The 14,207-nt window shown below is 62.1% G+C and carries 10 protein-coding genes; 2 read left to right on the forward strand and 8 right to left on the reverse strand.

Features of this window, described 5'->3' with window-relative positions:
* Positions 1-659: 659 nt before the first annotated feature.
* Positions 660-866: a heavy-metal-associated domain-containing protein gene (locus tag LO55_RS20340; protein WP_071362880.1), complete on the reverse strand. Its 207-nt coding sequence runs from the start codon at positions 864-866 to the stop codon at positions 660-662.
* Positions 867-1,037: 171 nt separating this feature from the next.
* Here LO55_RS20340 and LO55_RS20345 point away from each other — a divergent pair, with 171 nt between their 5' ends.
* Positions 1,038-2,327: a type II restriction enzyme NmeDI-related protein gene (locus LO55_RS20345; protein ID WP_071362881.1), complete on the forward strand. Its 1,290-nt coding sequence runs from the start codon at positions 1,038-1,040 to the stop codon at positions 2,325-2,327.
* Between the two features lie 92 nt (positions 2,328-2,419).
* On the opposite strand, the gene LO55_RS26000 is transcribed toward LO55_RS20345, so the two are convergent.
* A complete protein-coding gene (locus tag LO55_RS26000; RefSeq protein WP_083415462.1) occupies positions 2,420-3,079 on the reverse strand; it encodes a c-type cytochrome in 660 nt (219 codons plus the stop codon).
* Positions 3,080-3,584: 505 nt separating this feature from the next.
* On the opposite strand from LO55_RS26000, the gene LO55_RS20355 reads away from it, so the two are divergent.
* Positions 3,585-4,760 carry a S8 family peptidase gene (locus LO55_RS20355; protein ID WP_083415612.1) on the forward strand — a complete coding sequence of 392 codons (1,176 nt, stop codon included), beginning with the start codon at positions 3,585-3,587 and terminating at the stop codon, positions 4,758-4,760.
* A gap of 124 nt (positions 4,761-4,884) precedes the next feature.
* Here LO55_RS20355 and LO55_RS20360 read toward each other — a convergent pair whose 3' ends face one another.
* From LO55_RS20360 to LO55_RS20385, 6 genes are all read right to left on the reverse strand, one after another.
* Entirely contained in the window at positions 4,885-6,684 is a 1,800-nt protein-coding gene (locus LO55_RS20360; protein WP_177185553.1) for a 2Fe-2S iron-sulfur cluster-binding protein, read from the reverse strand.
* Positions 6,681-7,373: a PepSY domain-containing protein gene (locus LO55_RS20365; protein ID WP_071362885.1), complete on the reverse strand. Its 693-nt coding sequence runs from the start codon at positions 7,371-7,373 to the stop codon at positions 6,681-6,683. The genes LO55_RS20360 and LO55_RS20365 overlap by 4 nt, the downstream gene beginning before the upstream one ends.
* Positions 7,374-7,464: 91 nt before the next feature.
* Complete coding sequence (locus LO55_RS20370; protein WP_071362886.1) at positions 7,465-10,173, reverse strand: TonB-dependent receptor; 2,709 nt, start codon at positions 10,171-10,173, stop codon at positions 7,465-7,467.
* A 295-nt stretch (positions 10,174-10,468) separates the two neighbouring features.
* Positions 10,469-10,798, reverse strand: a complete 330-nt coding sequence (locus tag LO55_RS20375) for a four-helix bundle copper-binding protein (protein ID WP_071362887.1) — start codon at positions 10,796-10,798, stop codon at positions 10,469-10,471.
* Positions 10,799-10,883: 85 nt separating this feature from the next.
* Positions 10,884-12,128, reverse strand: a complete 1,245-nt coding sequence (locus LO55_RS27080; protein ID WP_229410199.1) for a copper resistance protein B — start codon at positions 12,126-12,128, stop codon at positions 10,884-10,886.
* Positions 12,125-13,990: a copper resistance system multicopper oxidase gene (locus tag LO55_RS20385; RefSeq protein WP_071363896.1), complete on the reverse strand. Its 1,866-nt coding sequence runs from the start codon at positions 13,988-13,990 to the stop codon at positions 12,125-12,127. Before LO55_RS20385 ends, LO55_RS27080 begins: the two co-directional genes overlap by 4 nt.
* Positions 13,991-14,207 lie beyond the last annotated feature (217 nt).

The following is a 14,207-nucleotide window of genomic DNA, read 5'->3' on the forward strand; positions in this document are numbered from 1 at the left end:
CCGCAGCTCGAACTCTTATGGCCACCCATGTTCGCACAGGCACCATCGGGATCGGTCGCCTTTGCCGCCGCCGTAGCAGCGTCAGCGTGTGTTTTTTTGCCAGACAGATCGGCGCCTATTCCATGCTCTTCGTGTGCCAACGAGCGAGCGGTGTCCACTGCCAGAGCATGATGCGCCATGCCGCACTGATACCTCGTCACCCCCGCGATGCTCTGTATCGGCAGGGTAACGAACAGCAGGCACAAAAGAAATGTCCGTAGGCTGTGGCGCATGTGATGAATTTAACATGTCCCGTTTCATGTAATGCGCACGTTTCCCTTCGGCAGTAGCTGTCATTGCTAGTGCGGCGCAACCAAGTGGTATCAAGCGGTCTCGCTACCCCGCATTAACTGCTCGCTCATCTGCTTCGTGAACCACCCAGATTTTGTAGGGGCTTCATTTGAGAAAACGGAGCTAGGAAGGAGCAATCGAAGCATTCCCCGATGTCATCGGGTACTTTGCCCATGGTCAGTGAAGCGAGCAGCAAGTGCGAATTGCGGTGGCGGCGACCACGCCGATTATGGCCAAGATCGGCTGCGCGCCTGAAACGTTGCGCCTTCAGGTACGCCAGCAGGAGCGTGGGACGGGCCAGCGTCCGCCTTCACGAAAGCCGGGGCGGCTCACTGGCTCGCTACCTGGGACGCCGGGTATCCGGCAGAGCTAATCTTGTTGACAATTGCTTCCGGGCTCGCCGTACTCTCGACATGAACCAAGCGGTCTTTCAGCAGCACCTCCACTTTTGCGTTCGGATCCAAGGCCTGCACTGCACGCGTAACCCGGGCGGCGCAACCGCCGCAGGACATTTTTTCTACCTTGAGCTCGTACATATCGTACCTCCTGTTTGTTTGCTCTATACGTACTTTAGACCTTCCCATCATGGGAAGGTCAAGCACTACCTGCAACGATGTCCCAGGCGGACATGCCTGACAACCACGCAGTCATTGCCGCCAAACGAACAGACCGCTACACTTGTCTTTCCTGAAAGATATTTATAGCGTATGAGCTCTTCTACACTGGCGGTTGCCAACAATAGGGTCGCCGACTTGATCCACCAATACAAGCAGGACGCCGAGTCGGTCTACAACACCTGGTTCATCGGTAGCGAGGATCGCATGAAAGCCTTCCGCTCGATCCGGCGCGGCGTTATCGACACCGTCCAGGCAATTTCGAAAGGCAGCTTCGGAAACGATTTCCGCGGTTCGCCACTCGAGGATGTACTCTGCGCGATCACCGAGCAGAAACAGATGTTCGAAGGGGCCGCCCATCCCTTCTATTGGAAACCGAAGCTGCGCATCCCCGACATCTACGAGAGCGAAGCGAACCAGCGCAGGTTCGGCAGCTTCCTGTCGGCCTGCCTGAATGCCACGCGAGAGGAACAACTGCTTGCCGAGATGAGCCGTCTGGCCGAAGCCGGCATCAAGGGGCTGGGCCCGGCGGCGGCCACGATTCTTTACTTTCTCCATCCCACTCTGATCCCGCCTTTCAACACCGCGATCATCAACGGCTTTAATGCGCTGTTTGGAACGAAGCTCAAACTGGGCTGCTGGCACAGCTACCTGGCCATGCGGGAAGCGATCGTCGAGGTCAACAATCAGCACAGGCAGCTATTGTCGAAGGATCTCGGTGCGTTCGCAGGACTCCTGTTCGAAATCGGTACGGGACGAATCGCCACCGCGGGCAATGCAGACGCGACCCTGGCTGCGCTCCAAGAAAAAGCCGCCAAGGCTAACAAGCGCCGGCACGAACAGGTGCTGGCGGATCAGGCCGGCGTATCCGAGCACACACGCATGCAGCACCTGCTGATCCGCCTGGGCCGCGCACTGAAGTATCGCGTCCACGTCGCGCGTAATGACCGGCATCATTCCTTTGCGGGTGAGGCATTCGTCCTGGCGACGACCGATAAGCTGCCGGACATCGGCGCCCAGGATGAAGTCATGAATACGATCGGCTTGATCGACGTGTTGTGGCTGAGCGAGGACGGCGAGCACATCGTGTGCGCCTTCGAAATCGAAAAGAGTACCTCGATTTACTCGGGCATCCTGAGGATGAAGGACCTGGCCCAGTCCTTGCCGGAGCAGGCATGTCATTACTACATCGTTGCCCCGGATACCCGCGAACAGGAAGTGATCGCCCAGCTCAGCCGGCCATCATTCAAACAGGAAGCTGGCGATGTGCCGGTCATGTACATTCCCTTCGGCCTGCTTGCCCAGCATTGCGAAGCCCTGTGCATGTTTGGCAGCGACCTGCATGTACTGCGCAAGATCGCGCGAGGCAAGGCCATCATTTGACCGCCAGGCGGACCTGTCCATGGTGAGTATATGGGATCGTTCTCGGGATAAATCTGAACCGCTGACCCATAACAGTGCATTGAGGTCCCAGTTCAATGCTCCTCGCCTGCTTGATGCTCATGCGCACGGGGCTTGCCCTCAGGCGAAGGCTTCACGTCGTCTGTTTTGGCGTGTCCTTTCATGGGACCTTCAGCAGCATCGTGCATCTCTCCAGAAGGTGCTCCCGCATGAGAATGGCCACTGCTGCTTTGGACCAGCGCTTCGTAGCTTTCTTTGTTCAGGTCCGGCAATTTCTGGAGCAAAGAGACCAGGTTCCAGATGTCGGCATCGTTCATGCTCTTTCCCCAGGCAGGCATCCCCGATGCCTTGATGCCGTGCTTGATGCTCCAGAACGCTCGTGATGGCTCGACCCGGGTGTTCGACAGGTTCGGCGGTGCAGGATATAAACCGCGACTGAGTTCGGTTTCTCCCATCCCAGGCGACAGGTGGCACTGCGCGCACATCGCGTCGTAGTTGCCAGCCCCCTTAACGAGGGACGCACGATTTGCAAGGTCGGGCACCTTGACGTTCGCTGCCCGTGCACGGACGGACTGTTCACGCACAAAATTGATTGCCGCATACACTGGACGTGAGTGAGGCGCATCAGCTGCAACATTGAAGGCGCCGGACCAGGCGATTGCAAAGGCTGCGAACAGAAGAATTGCTGCTATCGCGACAGTAATGGCAGCGGTCTGTTTAACGACTGGTTTCATTTTGTGCCTCCTTTCACTGTTTGACAACTAAGCACCCGGGGAATCAGCCACGCCCGCGACGTCGGCACATCCGCCGGCTTCTGGCCGCGCGTGGCGGCCGATTCTCGAACCTGGCCAGGCGCCTATTCCAGGGATGTCTTGTGGGCTGGGTGTTTTGCTGCACGTCTCAACAGGAGGGCGCCCCGATAGTGGTCTCGAGCATGGCCAACGTCAGGACTCCAAGTGTTGCCGCAGCCGTACTGCATTAGAAGCCTTTGACGCGGTAAAGACCGTACGTTGACGCACTCGTGCGCGGCTCCGTGGCGGTCGACGTCCGAATTGTGGGCATGGGAGCTCCTAAGGTCTCATGCAGGGCAACGCAGGAAGTGCTTGGCTGACTCATCGCTAAAAAGCTTGATGCCAGTCAATGTTTTTGGCATGCGCCGAGCGAGCGTACACCATAGCATTCACCAAGTACACGCAGCCGCGCTGCGAAGGCGCGGGCGGTGCGTCAGGGAGAAGGCAGATGAAATACATCGTTCTACGCATAAATGTTGACAGCGGTCCTCTGAAAACTGGCAAAGGCCGCATTGAACCTCTTGAGGCGCTTGACGTTGGTATCGTTAAGCTCGGCATCGAGGATATCGCGTCGACAGCCTACGCCAGCTTCTTGCGCGACCCTGGCGTATCGGCCGTTGCCCCATTGATGCCGGTAAAACTGATCGTACCGCTGGCGCCCTCGGCCACGGGAACCGATGCGAATTGGGGTTTGCAAGCCATCGCTGCAGATACGAGTCCCTTCTCCGGTCGTGGCGCCCGTATCGCAGTCCTCGATACCGGCATCGATGCGACCCATGCTGCGTTCGCAGGCGTCGAGCTGACCCAGGTGGACTTCACCGGCGACGGAAACGGTGATGGCAACGGGCACGGTACGCATTGTGCGGGCACGATCCTCGGGCGCGACGTGGACGGCAAGCGGGTCGGCGTTGCACGCGGTGTGCAGCAGGCATTGATTGGAAAAGTCCTGGATTCGGCCGGTCAGGGGGACTCCGCCCAGCTGTTTCAAGCCCTGATGTGGGCAATGCAAAATGGGGCGCATATCGTCTCGATGTCACTGGGGTTCGATTTCCCCGGCATGGTCGCGCGTCTAGCGAATCAGGAGGGGTGGCCAGTCGATCTGGCCACCTCGAGTGCGCTTGAAGCTTACCGGGCGAACCTGCGCATGTTCGATGCCATTATGGAACTCTACAACGCGCAAGCCGCATTTGGCTCGTCCCCACTCGTCGTCGCCGCTGCCGGCAACGAAAGCCGCCGCGACCTCGACGCCAGCTACCGTCTCGCGGCTTCGTTGCCGTCTGCCGCCACGCACGTGATCTCGGTCGCCGCGGTTGGCCAGGCACTGGACCGGTTTTCCGTGGCGCCGTTCTCGAATTCGATGGCGACGATTGCGGCGCCAGGTGTGGACATTCGCTCAGCCCAACTTGGCGGAGGATTGGCCGCGCTGAGCGGGACCAGCATGGCCTGCCCGCACGTCGCGGGCGCATGCGCATTGTGGTGCGAAGCAATCCAGACGCGTGGGCAAACGCCCACTTCGCTCCTGGTACAGTCGCAACTGATGAGCACAGCCAAACCGGACGTGTTCGCCAGCGACACGGACGAGCAGGATGTCGGCGCCGGCCTGGTACAGTGTCCGCTCGCCTAGTCCTGGGGCATATCCCGTAATTCCTCCCGAGGTCACGTGCGCGGGTCGTGGAGGAAGGCAAAATGAGGCGTTCCGGCGGTCGACGACACGGAGCACAAGGAATAGCCCTAGCGATCTTCGTCCTTCAGATCTTGAAATCGTCGTAGGCGATGTTCGCCTCCCCGACTCCAAGACTGCGCAACATTGCCAGGGTACTCGACAGCATCGCCGGCGGGCCGCAAACGTAGAACTCGAGCGAGGCGATGTTCGGGTGCGTACGCAGCAGACCCTCCAGCGCGGCTTCGTGTACCAGTCCTGCGGGCGCGCCGTTTACTGCCTCCTCCGACAGCACCAGGTGCCAGCGGAAGTTCGGGTGTTTCGCTGCGAATGCCTGCATCTCGTCCACATACGGCGCATCGCGCCGGCTGCGCGCCCCGTACCAGAAGTGCAGCGGCTCGGTGGCACCCTTTGTCAGGAGCTCATGGATCATGGCGCGCAATGGCGCCATCCCGGCGCCGCCGCCAATGAACACTTTCTCACGCGCCCCGGGCTTCAGTGCGAAATCGCCGAATGGTCCGCTGAAGCGAACTTCGTCACCGACCTTGAGCGTGTACATGTAGCCTGATCCCCTGCCCGGTTGTTTCCCAGGCATGAAGCGGACCAGGAAAGTCAACTGCGAGCCGGCACATTCCACCGGTACCGATATCGAATACGACCGTCGAACGGGCGTCTCATTCGCAAGCGTCGACAGCACAACTGCGGCACGCCAGTCCTCCTGGTGCTCCTCGGGGACATCCAGCTGGCTGGCCTCGCGTGCGTACGCGGGCACGTGGATCTGGACATAGGCGCCCGGCCGGCATTCCATTTGGTCCTGCGGGCGCACTGTGATCTCCCGCAGGAACGGCGTCACCGGCTTGACGCTGGTGACCACCCCTATGCGTTCGGCAGACGACGCAAGGGTGTTCCCGACGTCGACGTCGAGACTGCGCGTTACAGGAAGGTTACAGGCCAACCTGTACCCGGCCGCGAGCTTCTGCGGCGACAGCAGTGCGCGATCCGCACCCGTAGGTTCAGGCGCCTGTCCAACGCATCGTACTTCACACAAACCGCAGCTTTGGCCGCCGCCGCAGTTCGACGGCAACTGCAGGCCCGAGCGGGCGAGCGCCTGGAACACGGTATCGCCCTGAACCGCCTCGACCGCGCGATGCATCGTGCCATGAGCGTCGACCAGGTTGACGGTACGGCGCCGCCGCCAGCGGCTTGGAACGAATTCCGCGAGCCGCACGCTGGCGAACAGCAGCCAGACACCGCTCAAGGCCATCCACAGTCCGCCGATCGCACTGGAGACAAGCAAGGGATTGTTGAAATTGGTCCTTTCGCTGTAGTCCATGATGTGGAGCATCCAGAACAGGTCGAACAGGCGCCAGGTGCTGTTCCTGTGTTCGAGCACCGTTCCCGACAGGCTGGAGACATAGACCGAGGTCTCGTCGGCGTCGTCGAAGTCGACGCGCCAGACGGGCTCCTTGTGTTTGCGGGCCTCGAGTGTGAAGTTCAGCAGGCGCGGCACTCCGGCTTTCCCGCTTCCGGAATAGGACGCACGCGCGATCTCCCCTGCCAGGCTGGCGTCCACCGCCACCGCATTGCCGTCCGCTGCGCTGACCATCCAGCTGCGCTTGTCGTTCTGCAGCCGGTACACGGGCCGGTCGAGCACCCAGCCGGAAGTGATCGCCATGACGTTTTCCCGGCTGGCCGCAAGCACCGCGTCCGTGCTGAGCACATCCTTGGGCCACGCGGGCGGCGCCGGTGGCCTGGTGCGGAACTCACGTCCCTGCACCTTGTTCGCGTCGAGCAGGCTCATGACGACGCCGCTCGACATCCACAGCAGGAACTGGATCGCCAGGATCACCCCCACCCACTTGTGCAAACGTCTCATCCAATGGCTCATGCCTGCTTCCTCCGGTTGAAGCTGTAGAAGAGCAGCCATGCGCCGCTGATGGCGAACAGCAGGCCAGTAATCGACGCCGTGCGCAGCAGCGTGTTGTTCACGTTCTCGCGTTCCTCGTAGTCCATGATGTGGAACATCCAAAGGAAATCGAACCATCGCCAGAGTTCATGACGCCGGGCCACCAGGTCGCCGGTATACGGGGAAAAGTAAAGCGTCGTCTGTCCGGGCTCGTCGTAGTGGACGGCCCACAGCGGCACCGGGCGCGCTCCGACCTCCTGGGGCGCCTTGGTCACCCATTCGACGCCCTTGATACTGCCCTCGCCCACGTAGGCCGCATCGGCCAGGGCGATGATCTGGTCGCGATCGAGCGGGCTGATCTTCTCGCCGCTGACGGCGTCCACCAGGCTCGTTTGCTTGCCCTGCTTGACTTCATAGACTTCCTTGCCGAGCAGGTTTTTCATGCGGACGGCCGTAATGCCCGGGTAGGCTTCGTGCAGGCTAGCCTGGCTGATACGGGCGGCGGACGGGTTAAGCCTTTCGGTCGGGACGTGGGCCAGGTGGTCGCCGTGGACGACTTCGAGCGGGACCACGACCATGTAGAGACCGCTGATCATCCAGAGCAGCGCCTGCACCCCGATGACGAGCCCGATCCATTTGTGGGCGCGTCGCACCCAGAAAGCTAATTGCATAGTTATTGTTGTAATGAATAGGTTACCCGGTCAGCCGGGCGAGCCGGAGCGAAGCATACACGCTCGCGGGCCGCCCGGCATCATTGAATGGCTAGAACTTGTAGCCCAGGCGAACGTGCCAGCGACGCCCCAGCAGGTCGTAGGTCATCGTATCGGTGTTCCCGTCCGTCCAGCTCTGGATATACGGGGCACGCTTGTCGAACAGGTTGTCGACCCCAAACGAGACCGCCATCGCCTTGTTGAACGCATACTTCACGCTGGCGTTGTGGTAGGCGATGCTCGGTGCACGTGAACCGATGTCTTCCGGTGCGGCATTGATGTCCTCGGCCTTGCCGATGTACTGGACCGTATAGGAACCCGACCACGGTCCGCTGGACGAGGTCAGGGACGCCGTCGACCGCCACTTGGCATAGCTTCCGCGTCCGCCCGTGATCTTGCCGGCGTACTCGATGACCTCGCCGCCAGGGAATGGCGTCACGTCGAAGCGGTTGAGGCGGGAGACGTCGGCCGTGAGCGACGAGGCCCATCCGAACAGGCTGAAGTCATACATGGCGCCGAAATCCAGGCCGGCGACCTTCTGCTGCGCGGCGTTCTCCGGCTGCGACGACAGGAAGTTGATTTCGCCGGTGCGCGGATCGCGGGTGAAGCTCGACGGCCGGCAGAAGATGTGCGACAGCCCTGGCGAGTTATAGCAGACCGACAGCTTGGTCGAGCCCGGTACCGTTTCGATGGCGTTGTCGATCTCGATGTTGAAGTAGTCGAGGGTCAGGGTTAGCGCCCTGGACGGGGTCCAGACTAATCCGACCGTGAAGGTGTCCGCCTCTTCCGGCTCGAGCTTCTGGTTGCCGCCGCCGGTCGTCAGGATCGATGGACCGAATTGCCTGTAGCCGACCGGGACGCCGGACGCCTGGCAGTTCTTGTAGACCGCCGAGTTCGGGTCGAGGGTATTCCAGTTGTTGCACGGGTCGGTCGTCGTCAGGTTGCCCTCGGAGACCCCGCCGAACAGCTCCGGAACGTTCGGGACACGGAAGGCCGTCGACCGGTTTGCGCGCATCTTGAGCGAAGGGATCACCTGCCAGTCCAGGCCGAGCTTGTAGGTTCCCTGCGAGCCGAACAAGCTGTAGTCGGAGTAGCGGGCGGCGGCATTCATGGTCAAGGACTGCACCAGCGGCAGCTTGGCCAGCAAGGGGACGGAAAGCTCGGCGAATATTTCGCGCGCGCTGTACTCGCCGGCGATCGGGTCCATGGCAGGAGTATTTGCCGCGCCAGACACGATCAGGCTGTCCGGGTCGCGCCACCCCTTCTCGCGGCGGTATTCGAAACCGGAGGCGAATCCTACCGGTCCCGCCGGCAGCGAGAACAGCTCGCCGCTGACGCTGGCGTTGAAGCTCTTCTGGTCGTTGCCGCCGTGGTCGCGGGTCGTGAAGTGGATGTACTCCAGCACCGCCGGGCTCAGGTTGCCGTAGCCGAGGTAATTGCCGCAGGGGGCGGCGGTCGGGCTCTTGCCGCAGGTCGCGGCGTTCAGGGTCGCATCCACCCGGTCGAGGTTGATGATGTTGGTCATCCCGTCCACGCCCGTGTTACGCCCCCAGTTGAGGGATGCCGACCAGTCCCACTTCTCTCCCAGCGCGCCTTTCAGGCCGGCGACGATGCGGAAGGTATTCGTCTCCTGGAAAAAGTGGCGCGGTCCCACCTCGGCAACCCGGCGGCGCTCCAGCGTCAGGTTCTGACCGGTCGGGTTGGTCGGGTGGCTGGCCGCGATCTCGATCGGGCGGTAGACGCCGATCGCGCCTGGCGTCGCCAGCTGCCTGGACTTGCGGTTCGTGAACATGAGTTCGGTGAACATGTCGACGCTATCGGTCAGGCGTGTGTTACCGAAGGCGCTGACGCCGATCCGCTTGATCGGGTTGACCGCGTTCAGGAAGGGGTTGCTGTTGTAGGCGTGCTTGGCTGCGCTGTAGGTTTCGAAGCCGCGCGGATTCCCGTTCGGGTCCTGGTTGAAGTTGACCCGGCGGCCGTCGGCCAGCCGGGCACGGCCGCCGATGGTGGACGAGCTGCCGGAACAGACCAGTTCGCCTTCATCCTCGAACAGCGAGCACGGCGCGCGCGACGCGAGGTTCACCTCGCCGCTTTCCGAATAGTTCAGCGACGCCATGAGCGAACCGCGCTCACCACGGCTACCCCAGACCAGATCGGCGGATTTCTCGTCCCCGTCGCCGCGCTCGGTCCTGCCGAACCGGACCGATGCCTCGACGCCATCGAAGGCCTTCTTGGTGATGATGTTGACGACACCCGCGACGGCATCGGCCCCGTAGATGGCCGATGCTCCGTCCTTCAGCACCTCGATCCGTTCGATCATCGCCACTGGAATCATGTTCAGGTCGACGGAGCTATTGGCGCCCGTACCGCCGGACACGACACGGCGTCCGTTCAGGAGCACCAGGGTGCGGTCGATGCCCAGGCCGCGCAGGTTGACCTGCGTCGTGCCGTAGCCATTGCTGGTCCAGTATGCGCTGGTCTGGTTCCCGGCCGTGCCCGCCGATGACGGCAGCCGCTGGAGCAGCGTCTCGACCGAAATCGCGCCGGAACGCTGGATGGTTTCGGCGTCGATGACGGTCACGGGACCGACGCCGGTCAGTTGTTCCTGCCGCAGGTTGATCCGGCTGCCGGTGATCTGGACCCGCTCCATCCCGCTTACCTGGGTGTTGTCGCTGGTGGCGGGCTGTTGCGCCTGGGCACTCTGCTGCAGGACCAGCAGTGCGAGCGCGGCTGTCGTTCTTGGGACGTATTTGTGAACCATTTACCCTCCGGGGTTATTTTTGTAAGAGCTATGAAACCGCAACGTTTAGGGCTTCAGGTCGCGGCACATGGTGGGATGAAGCGAGTCACTCACGGCTTGTATATACAATTAAGCCGCACTTTTAATGTAACGCGGTTTCTGCAAGTAAGCAATAAAGATACGTTTTTACAACAATCCTCCGTATAAAATTTAAGAACGAGCGAATACACCGGCGCAAATTCGCGCCGCCACAAAATTCCTTTGCTGCGGCTAGGGGAATCCGCTCCCTAACCGCCCTTCCCTACTCAAATCGCGATCATGCCGCAAGCATCCTGCGGCATTCTTCCGCGCACCTGCGGCAGGCCGCGGCGCACGCCTGGCAGTGCTCCATCTGATGCTTGCTGCACTCTTCCGCACACATCTCGCACAGTGCGGCGCAGGCCTCGCAGACGATCTTGGCTCCTTCGCCACCCCGTGCCATCGTGGCGGCGGCAACCCGGCAAAGCTGCGCGCAATCGATATCGAGAGCGATGCAGCGGGCCATCATTTTCACGTCGTCCTCCTGCAGGCAGGCGGCGGCGCACATGTCACATGCATCCGCACAGTCATTGCAGGCCTCGATACAGGTTTCGTGTTGCTGGTTCATGGCGTTCTCCTTGAACAAGTTGGTCTAGGTCTCTATCAGGACAAAACTCTCGCGCGCTGCGGAACGATGCCGCTTGCCGGTCAAGTCAGAACCACAGGCGCACGCCCGCTACCGCCTGCACTTCGCTGGGGTCGCCACTCCGCATGCGCGTGAAATCGGCGGTTTCTCCGAACTGCCGGTTCCAGGTGACGCCGATGTAAGGCGCGAACTTGCGCGTGATCTCGTAGCGCAGCCGCAAACCCGCGCTCAGGTCGGAGACACCCTCGCCCGTCCCACGCTCGGGATCCGCACGGCTGTACAGGTTCGCGCCCAGCTCAGGCTCGAGGATCAGTCGCGGCGTGAACAGGATTTCATATTTCACGTTGAGGCGTGCCGCGAATCCGCTCCCCGAGCGCCAGTACGCGGTGGCCTCGGTCTCGAACCAGTACGGCGCCAGGCCTTGGACGCCCACGGCCAGCCAGTTCTTTCCTCCACCTTCGCCGCCGTCGTGCCGCACGCCCAGCTGGGTACTCCAGAATGGCGCAAATGCCCGGTCCCACAGTAGCTCGGTGCGGGACGATTCGAGGGAACCATCCCGGCGCTCTCCCTCGACCTTGACCCAGGCCTTGTTGTAGTCATTGCCGTACCAGGCCTCGGCCTCGAGGTTCTGACCGTGTTCGCCATCGCCCCTCGCCGCTTCCAGCTTGTCGACCAGTACCTTCCCGAACGGAGCGTTGTCGTTCATTTCGTGGTTGCCGAAGTTCGCGTGTCGGGTTCCCTCGTTATAGGCGTTCGGATCGCGGGCGTCGGGCGGAGGGTTGCCTCCCTGCATGGGCCCCATTTGCATGGCATGGCCCGCCATACCGCCACCCGTCCCGGACGCGTGTTCCTGGCCAGCGCTTCCTGCTGCGGGGACTGCACCGTGTCCCATGGCTGCGTGATCCATGCCGGGCGCGGCCGTGGATGTCGGCTGGGCCGGTGGCTTCGTGGGAGCGGCTGGTTGTGCCGCGTGGCTCGAATGGCCGGTTGCGTGACCCTGGTGTTGCGCCGCCGGCGCCGGCGGGGCCTCCTTGGGCGGCTCTGCCGTGTTGCCATGCCCGGCATGGCCAGCATGCCCAGCTGCCGGTGCATTCGACGGGGCCGGGTCGGTCGGTGCCTGTTGCGACGTCTTCTTGCCGGCCGGCGCGGGCGTACCGTGTCCCATTTTGGAGTGGTCCATGGTCGACATGTCGTGGCTGCCGGTCGACTGCGGCGGCTGGGTTGGAGCTGTCGTCTGCGCTGCGGCGTTCGCTGCAAGCAGGCACGCCAGCACGAGCGCGCGAGGCGCAGGTTTAATCGATGGATTTTTCATGATACGACCACCTCCCTGAACATCCCGGCTTCCATGTGGTACAGCAGATGGCAGTGGTAAGCCCAATGGCCTGGCGCATCGGCCGTGACCCGGTAGGTGATCCTTTGGGCCGGCTGTACATTGATCGTGTGCTTGCGGACCTGGAATTTCCCGTCGGGCGATTCCAGTTCGCTCCACATGCCGTGCAAGTGGATCGGATGATTCATCATCGTGTCATTCACGAGCACGATGCGCAGACGCTCCCCGAAGCGGAAGCGGATCGGCAAGGATTCGGAGAACTTCTGGCCATCGAACGACCACATGAAGCGTTCCATGTTGCCGGTGAGGTGAAGCTCGATCTCCCGGCTCGGTTCCCGTGGATCGACCGGCCCGCCGATCGTGCGCAGGTCGGCATACGTCAGGACACGTCGGCCGTTGTCGCGCAGGTTGACGCCGGGGTCGTCGAGGTTGGTGCGCGGCATATCGACGTGCATGTCGACGCCCGGCCCGTATTCGGTGCGCGCATGCGTCACCTTCGGCGGATGGCCCGCGGTCGGCGCGGCGGCCGTAGGCATCTGGGCATGCGCGGCATGCGGGTCGGTTTGCGTTGCCATCGGCATGTCGTGCCCCTGATGCGCGGCACCTGCCGTCGCTGCCGGTGGCGATGCGCCCGCCTGCTGTGCATGTCCACCCATCGCATGGCCGCCCGTGGCGGAGCCATGCATGCCTGACATGGCCATTGCTCCCATCATGTCAGTCATGCTGAGCCATTGGGCCTCGTCCATGTTCGGTACGGGAGCCAGCATTCCCGGCCGCGGTGCGAGCGTGGCCCGGACGAAACCGGAGCGTCCGATCGACTGCGCGAAGATCGTGTACGCCTGGTCCTCTCGCGGTTGGACGATGACGTCATAGGTTTCGGCGACCGAAATCCGGAACTCGTCGACAGTGACGGGTTCCACGTCCTGTCCGTCCGCGGAGACGACGGTCATTTTCAAACCCGGGATGCGCACGTCGAAGATGGTCGTCGCGGCGCCGTTGATGAAGCGCAGGCGGACTCGTTCACCGGGGCGGAACAGGCCGGTCCAGTTCATCTCCGCGGTGGCGCCGTTGATGAGGTAACGCAGTGCCCCGCTGATATTCCGGCTGGCCGTCACATCGCTGAAGTCGGTCGGCATCATGCGCATCTGGTTCCACATCTTGCGCTTTTCCACGGCGGCGGCGAATCCCATGCTCCGCACGTCGCTGACGAACTCGCCGAAGGTGGGTTGCTTGTTGTTGAAGAAGTCGCTCATCTTCTTCAGGTTGGCCAGCACCCGCTCCGGCTTCTCGTCCGTCCAGTCCGACAACATGACGACATAATCGCGATCGGCCTGGACGCGCTCCCCGGCTTTTGGCAGGACGACGATCGGGCCGTACAAGCCGAGCTGTTCCTGGAACGCGGAATGACTGTGGTACCAGTACGTACCGCTCTGCTTGACCTCGAACCGGTAGGTGAAGGTCTGTCCGGGCTGGATCCCGGCAAAGCTCAGCCCCGGCACGCCATCCATGTCGGCCGGGAGGAGGATGCCGTGCCAATGGATCGAACTGACCGTCGGCAGACGGTTGGTAACCCGGATCGTGATGGTATCGCCTTCGTTCCAGTAGAGCGTGGGCGCCGGCACCTGGCCGTTGACCGCGGTGGCGATACGATCTGCTCCAGTGAAATTGACAGGAACCGGCCCGATCTCGAGATCGAAACTGGTGCCGCGTAGATTGCGCCTGTCCTGCGCGGCAAACAGCGCGCTTGGGCTGAAACCCGCGAGGCCTATCGCTGCCCCCAGCCCTTGCAGGAAACGGCGCCGCCAGCTGCTTGTGCAGACGTCAGTAACTTCTGAACGTTTCATATGGTTCTCCGATTCGAAATGCGACTTCTGGCGCAGGAATCTGCGCGATTCGGCCCCAAACGTTCCCATGCCGGTGACCAGGGACGCGGATACGCCTGCCCCGCGGCGGATAGCCACCGGGACACGACTCGGTTATTTGATCTGATTTGTTTGAACGCGTGCCCGGTCAGGATGACTCCTTCGTGCAGGCGCGAGCGCGGACACGGGCGGGTCTCCC

This window comes from Massilia timonae, from assembly GCF_001866515.1.
GTDB lineage: Bacteria > Pseudomonadota > Gammaproteobacteria > Burkholderiales > Burkholderiaceae_D > Telluria > Telluria timonae.

Excerpts from the sequence above, each read along its gene's own strand:
- LO55_RS20370 (WP_071362886.1), bottom strand. The coding sequence starts at position 10,173 with ATGGTTCACAAATACGTCCCAAGAACGACAGCCGCGCTCGCACTGCTG.
- LO55_RS20355 (WP_083415612.1), top strand. The coding sequence starts at position 3,585 with ATGAAATACATCGTTCTACGCATAAATGTTGACAGCGGTCCTCTGAAA.
- LO55_RS20365 (WP_071362885.1), bottom strand. The coding sequence starts at position 7,373 with ATGCAATTAGCTTTCTGGGTGCGACGCGCCCACAAATGGATCGGGCTC.
- LO55_RS26000 (WP_083415462.1), bottom strand. The coding sequence starts at position 3,079 with ATGAAACCAGTCGTTAAACAGACCGCTGCCATTACTGTCGCGATAGCA.
- LO55_RS20375 (WP_071362887.1), bottom strand. The coding sequence starts at position 10,798 with ATGAACCAGCAACACGAAACCTGTATCGAGGCCTGCAATGACTGTGCG.
- LO55_RS20340 (WP_071362880.1), bottom strand. The coding sequence starts at position 866 with ATGTACGAGCTCAAGGTAGAAAAAATGTCCTGCGGCGGTTGCGCCGCC.
- LO55_RS20345 (WP_071362881.1), top strand. The coding sequence starts at position 1,038 with ATGAGCTCTTCTACACTGGCGGTTGCCAACAATAGGGTCGCCGACTTG.
- LO55_RS20360 (WP_177185553.1), bottom strand. The coding sequence starts at position 6,684 with ATGAGCCATTGGATGAGACGTTTGCACAAGTGGGTGGGGGTGATCCTG.
- LO55_RS20385 (WP_071363896.1), bottom strand. The coding sequence starts at position 13,990 with ATGAAACGTTCAGAAGTTACTGACGTCTGCACAAGCAGCTGGCGGCGC.
- LO55_RS27080 (WP_229410199.1), bottom strand. The coding sequence starts at position 12,128 with ATGAAAAATCCATCGATTAAACCTGCGCCTCGCGCGCTCGTGCTGGCG.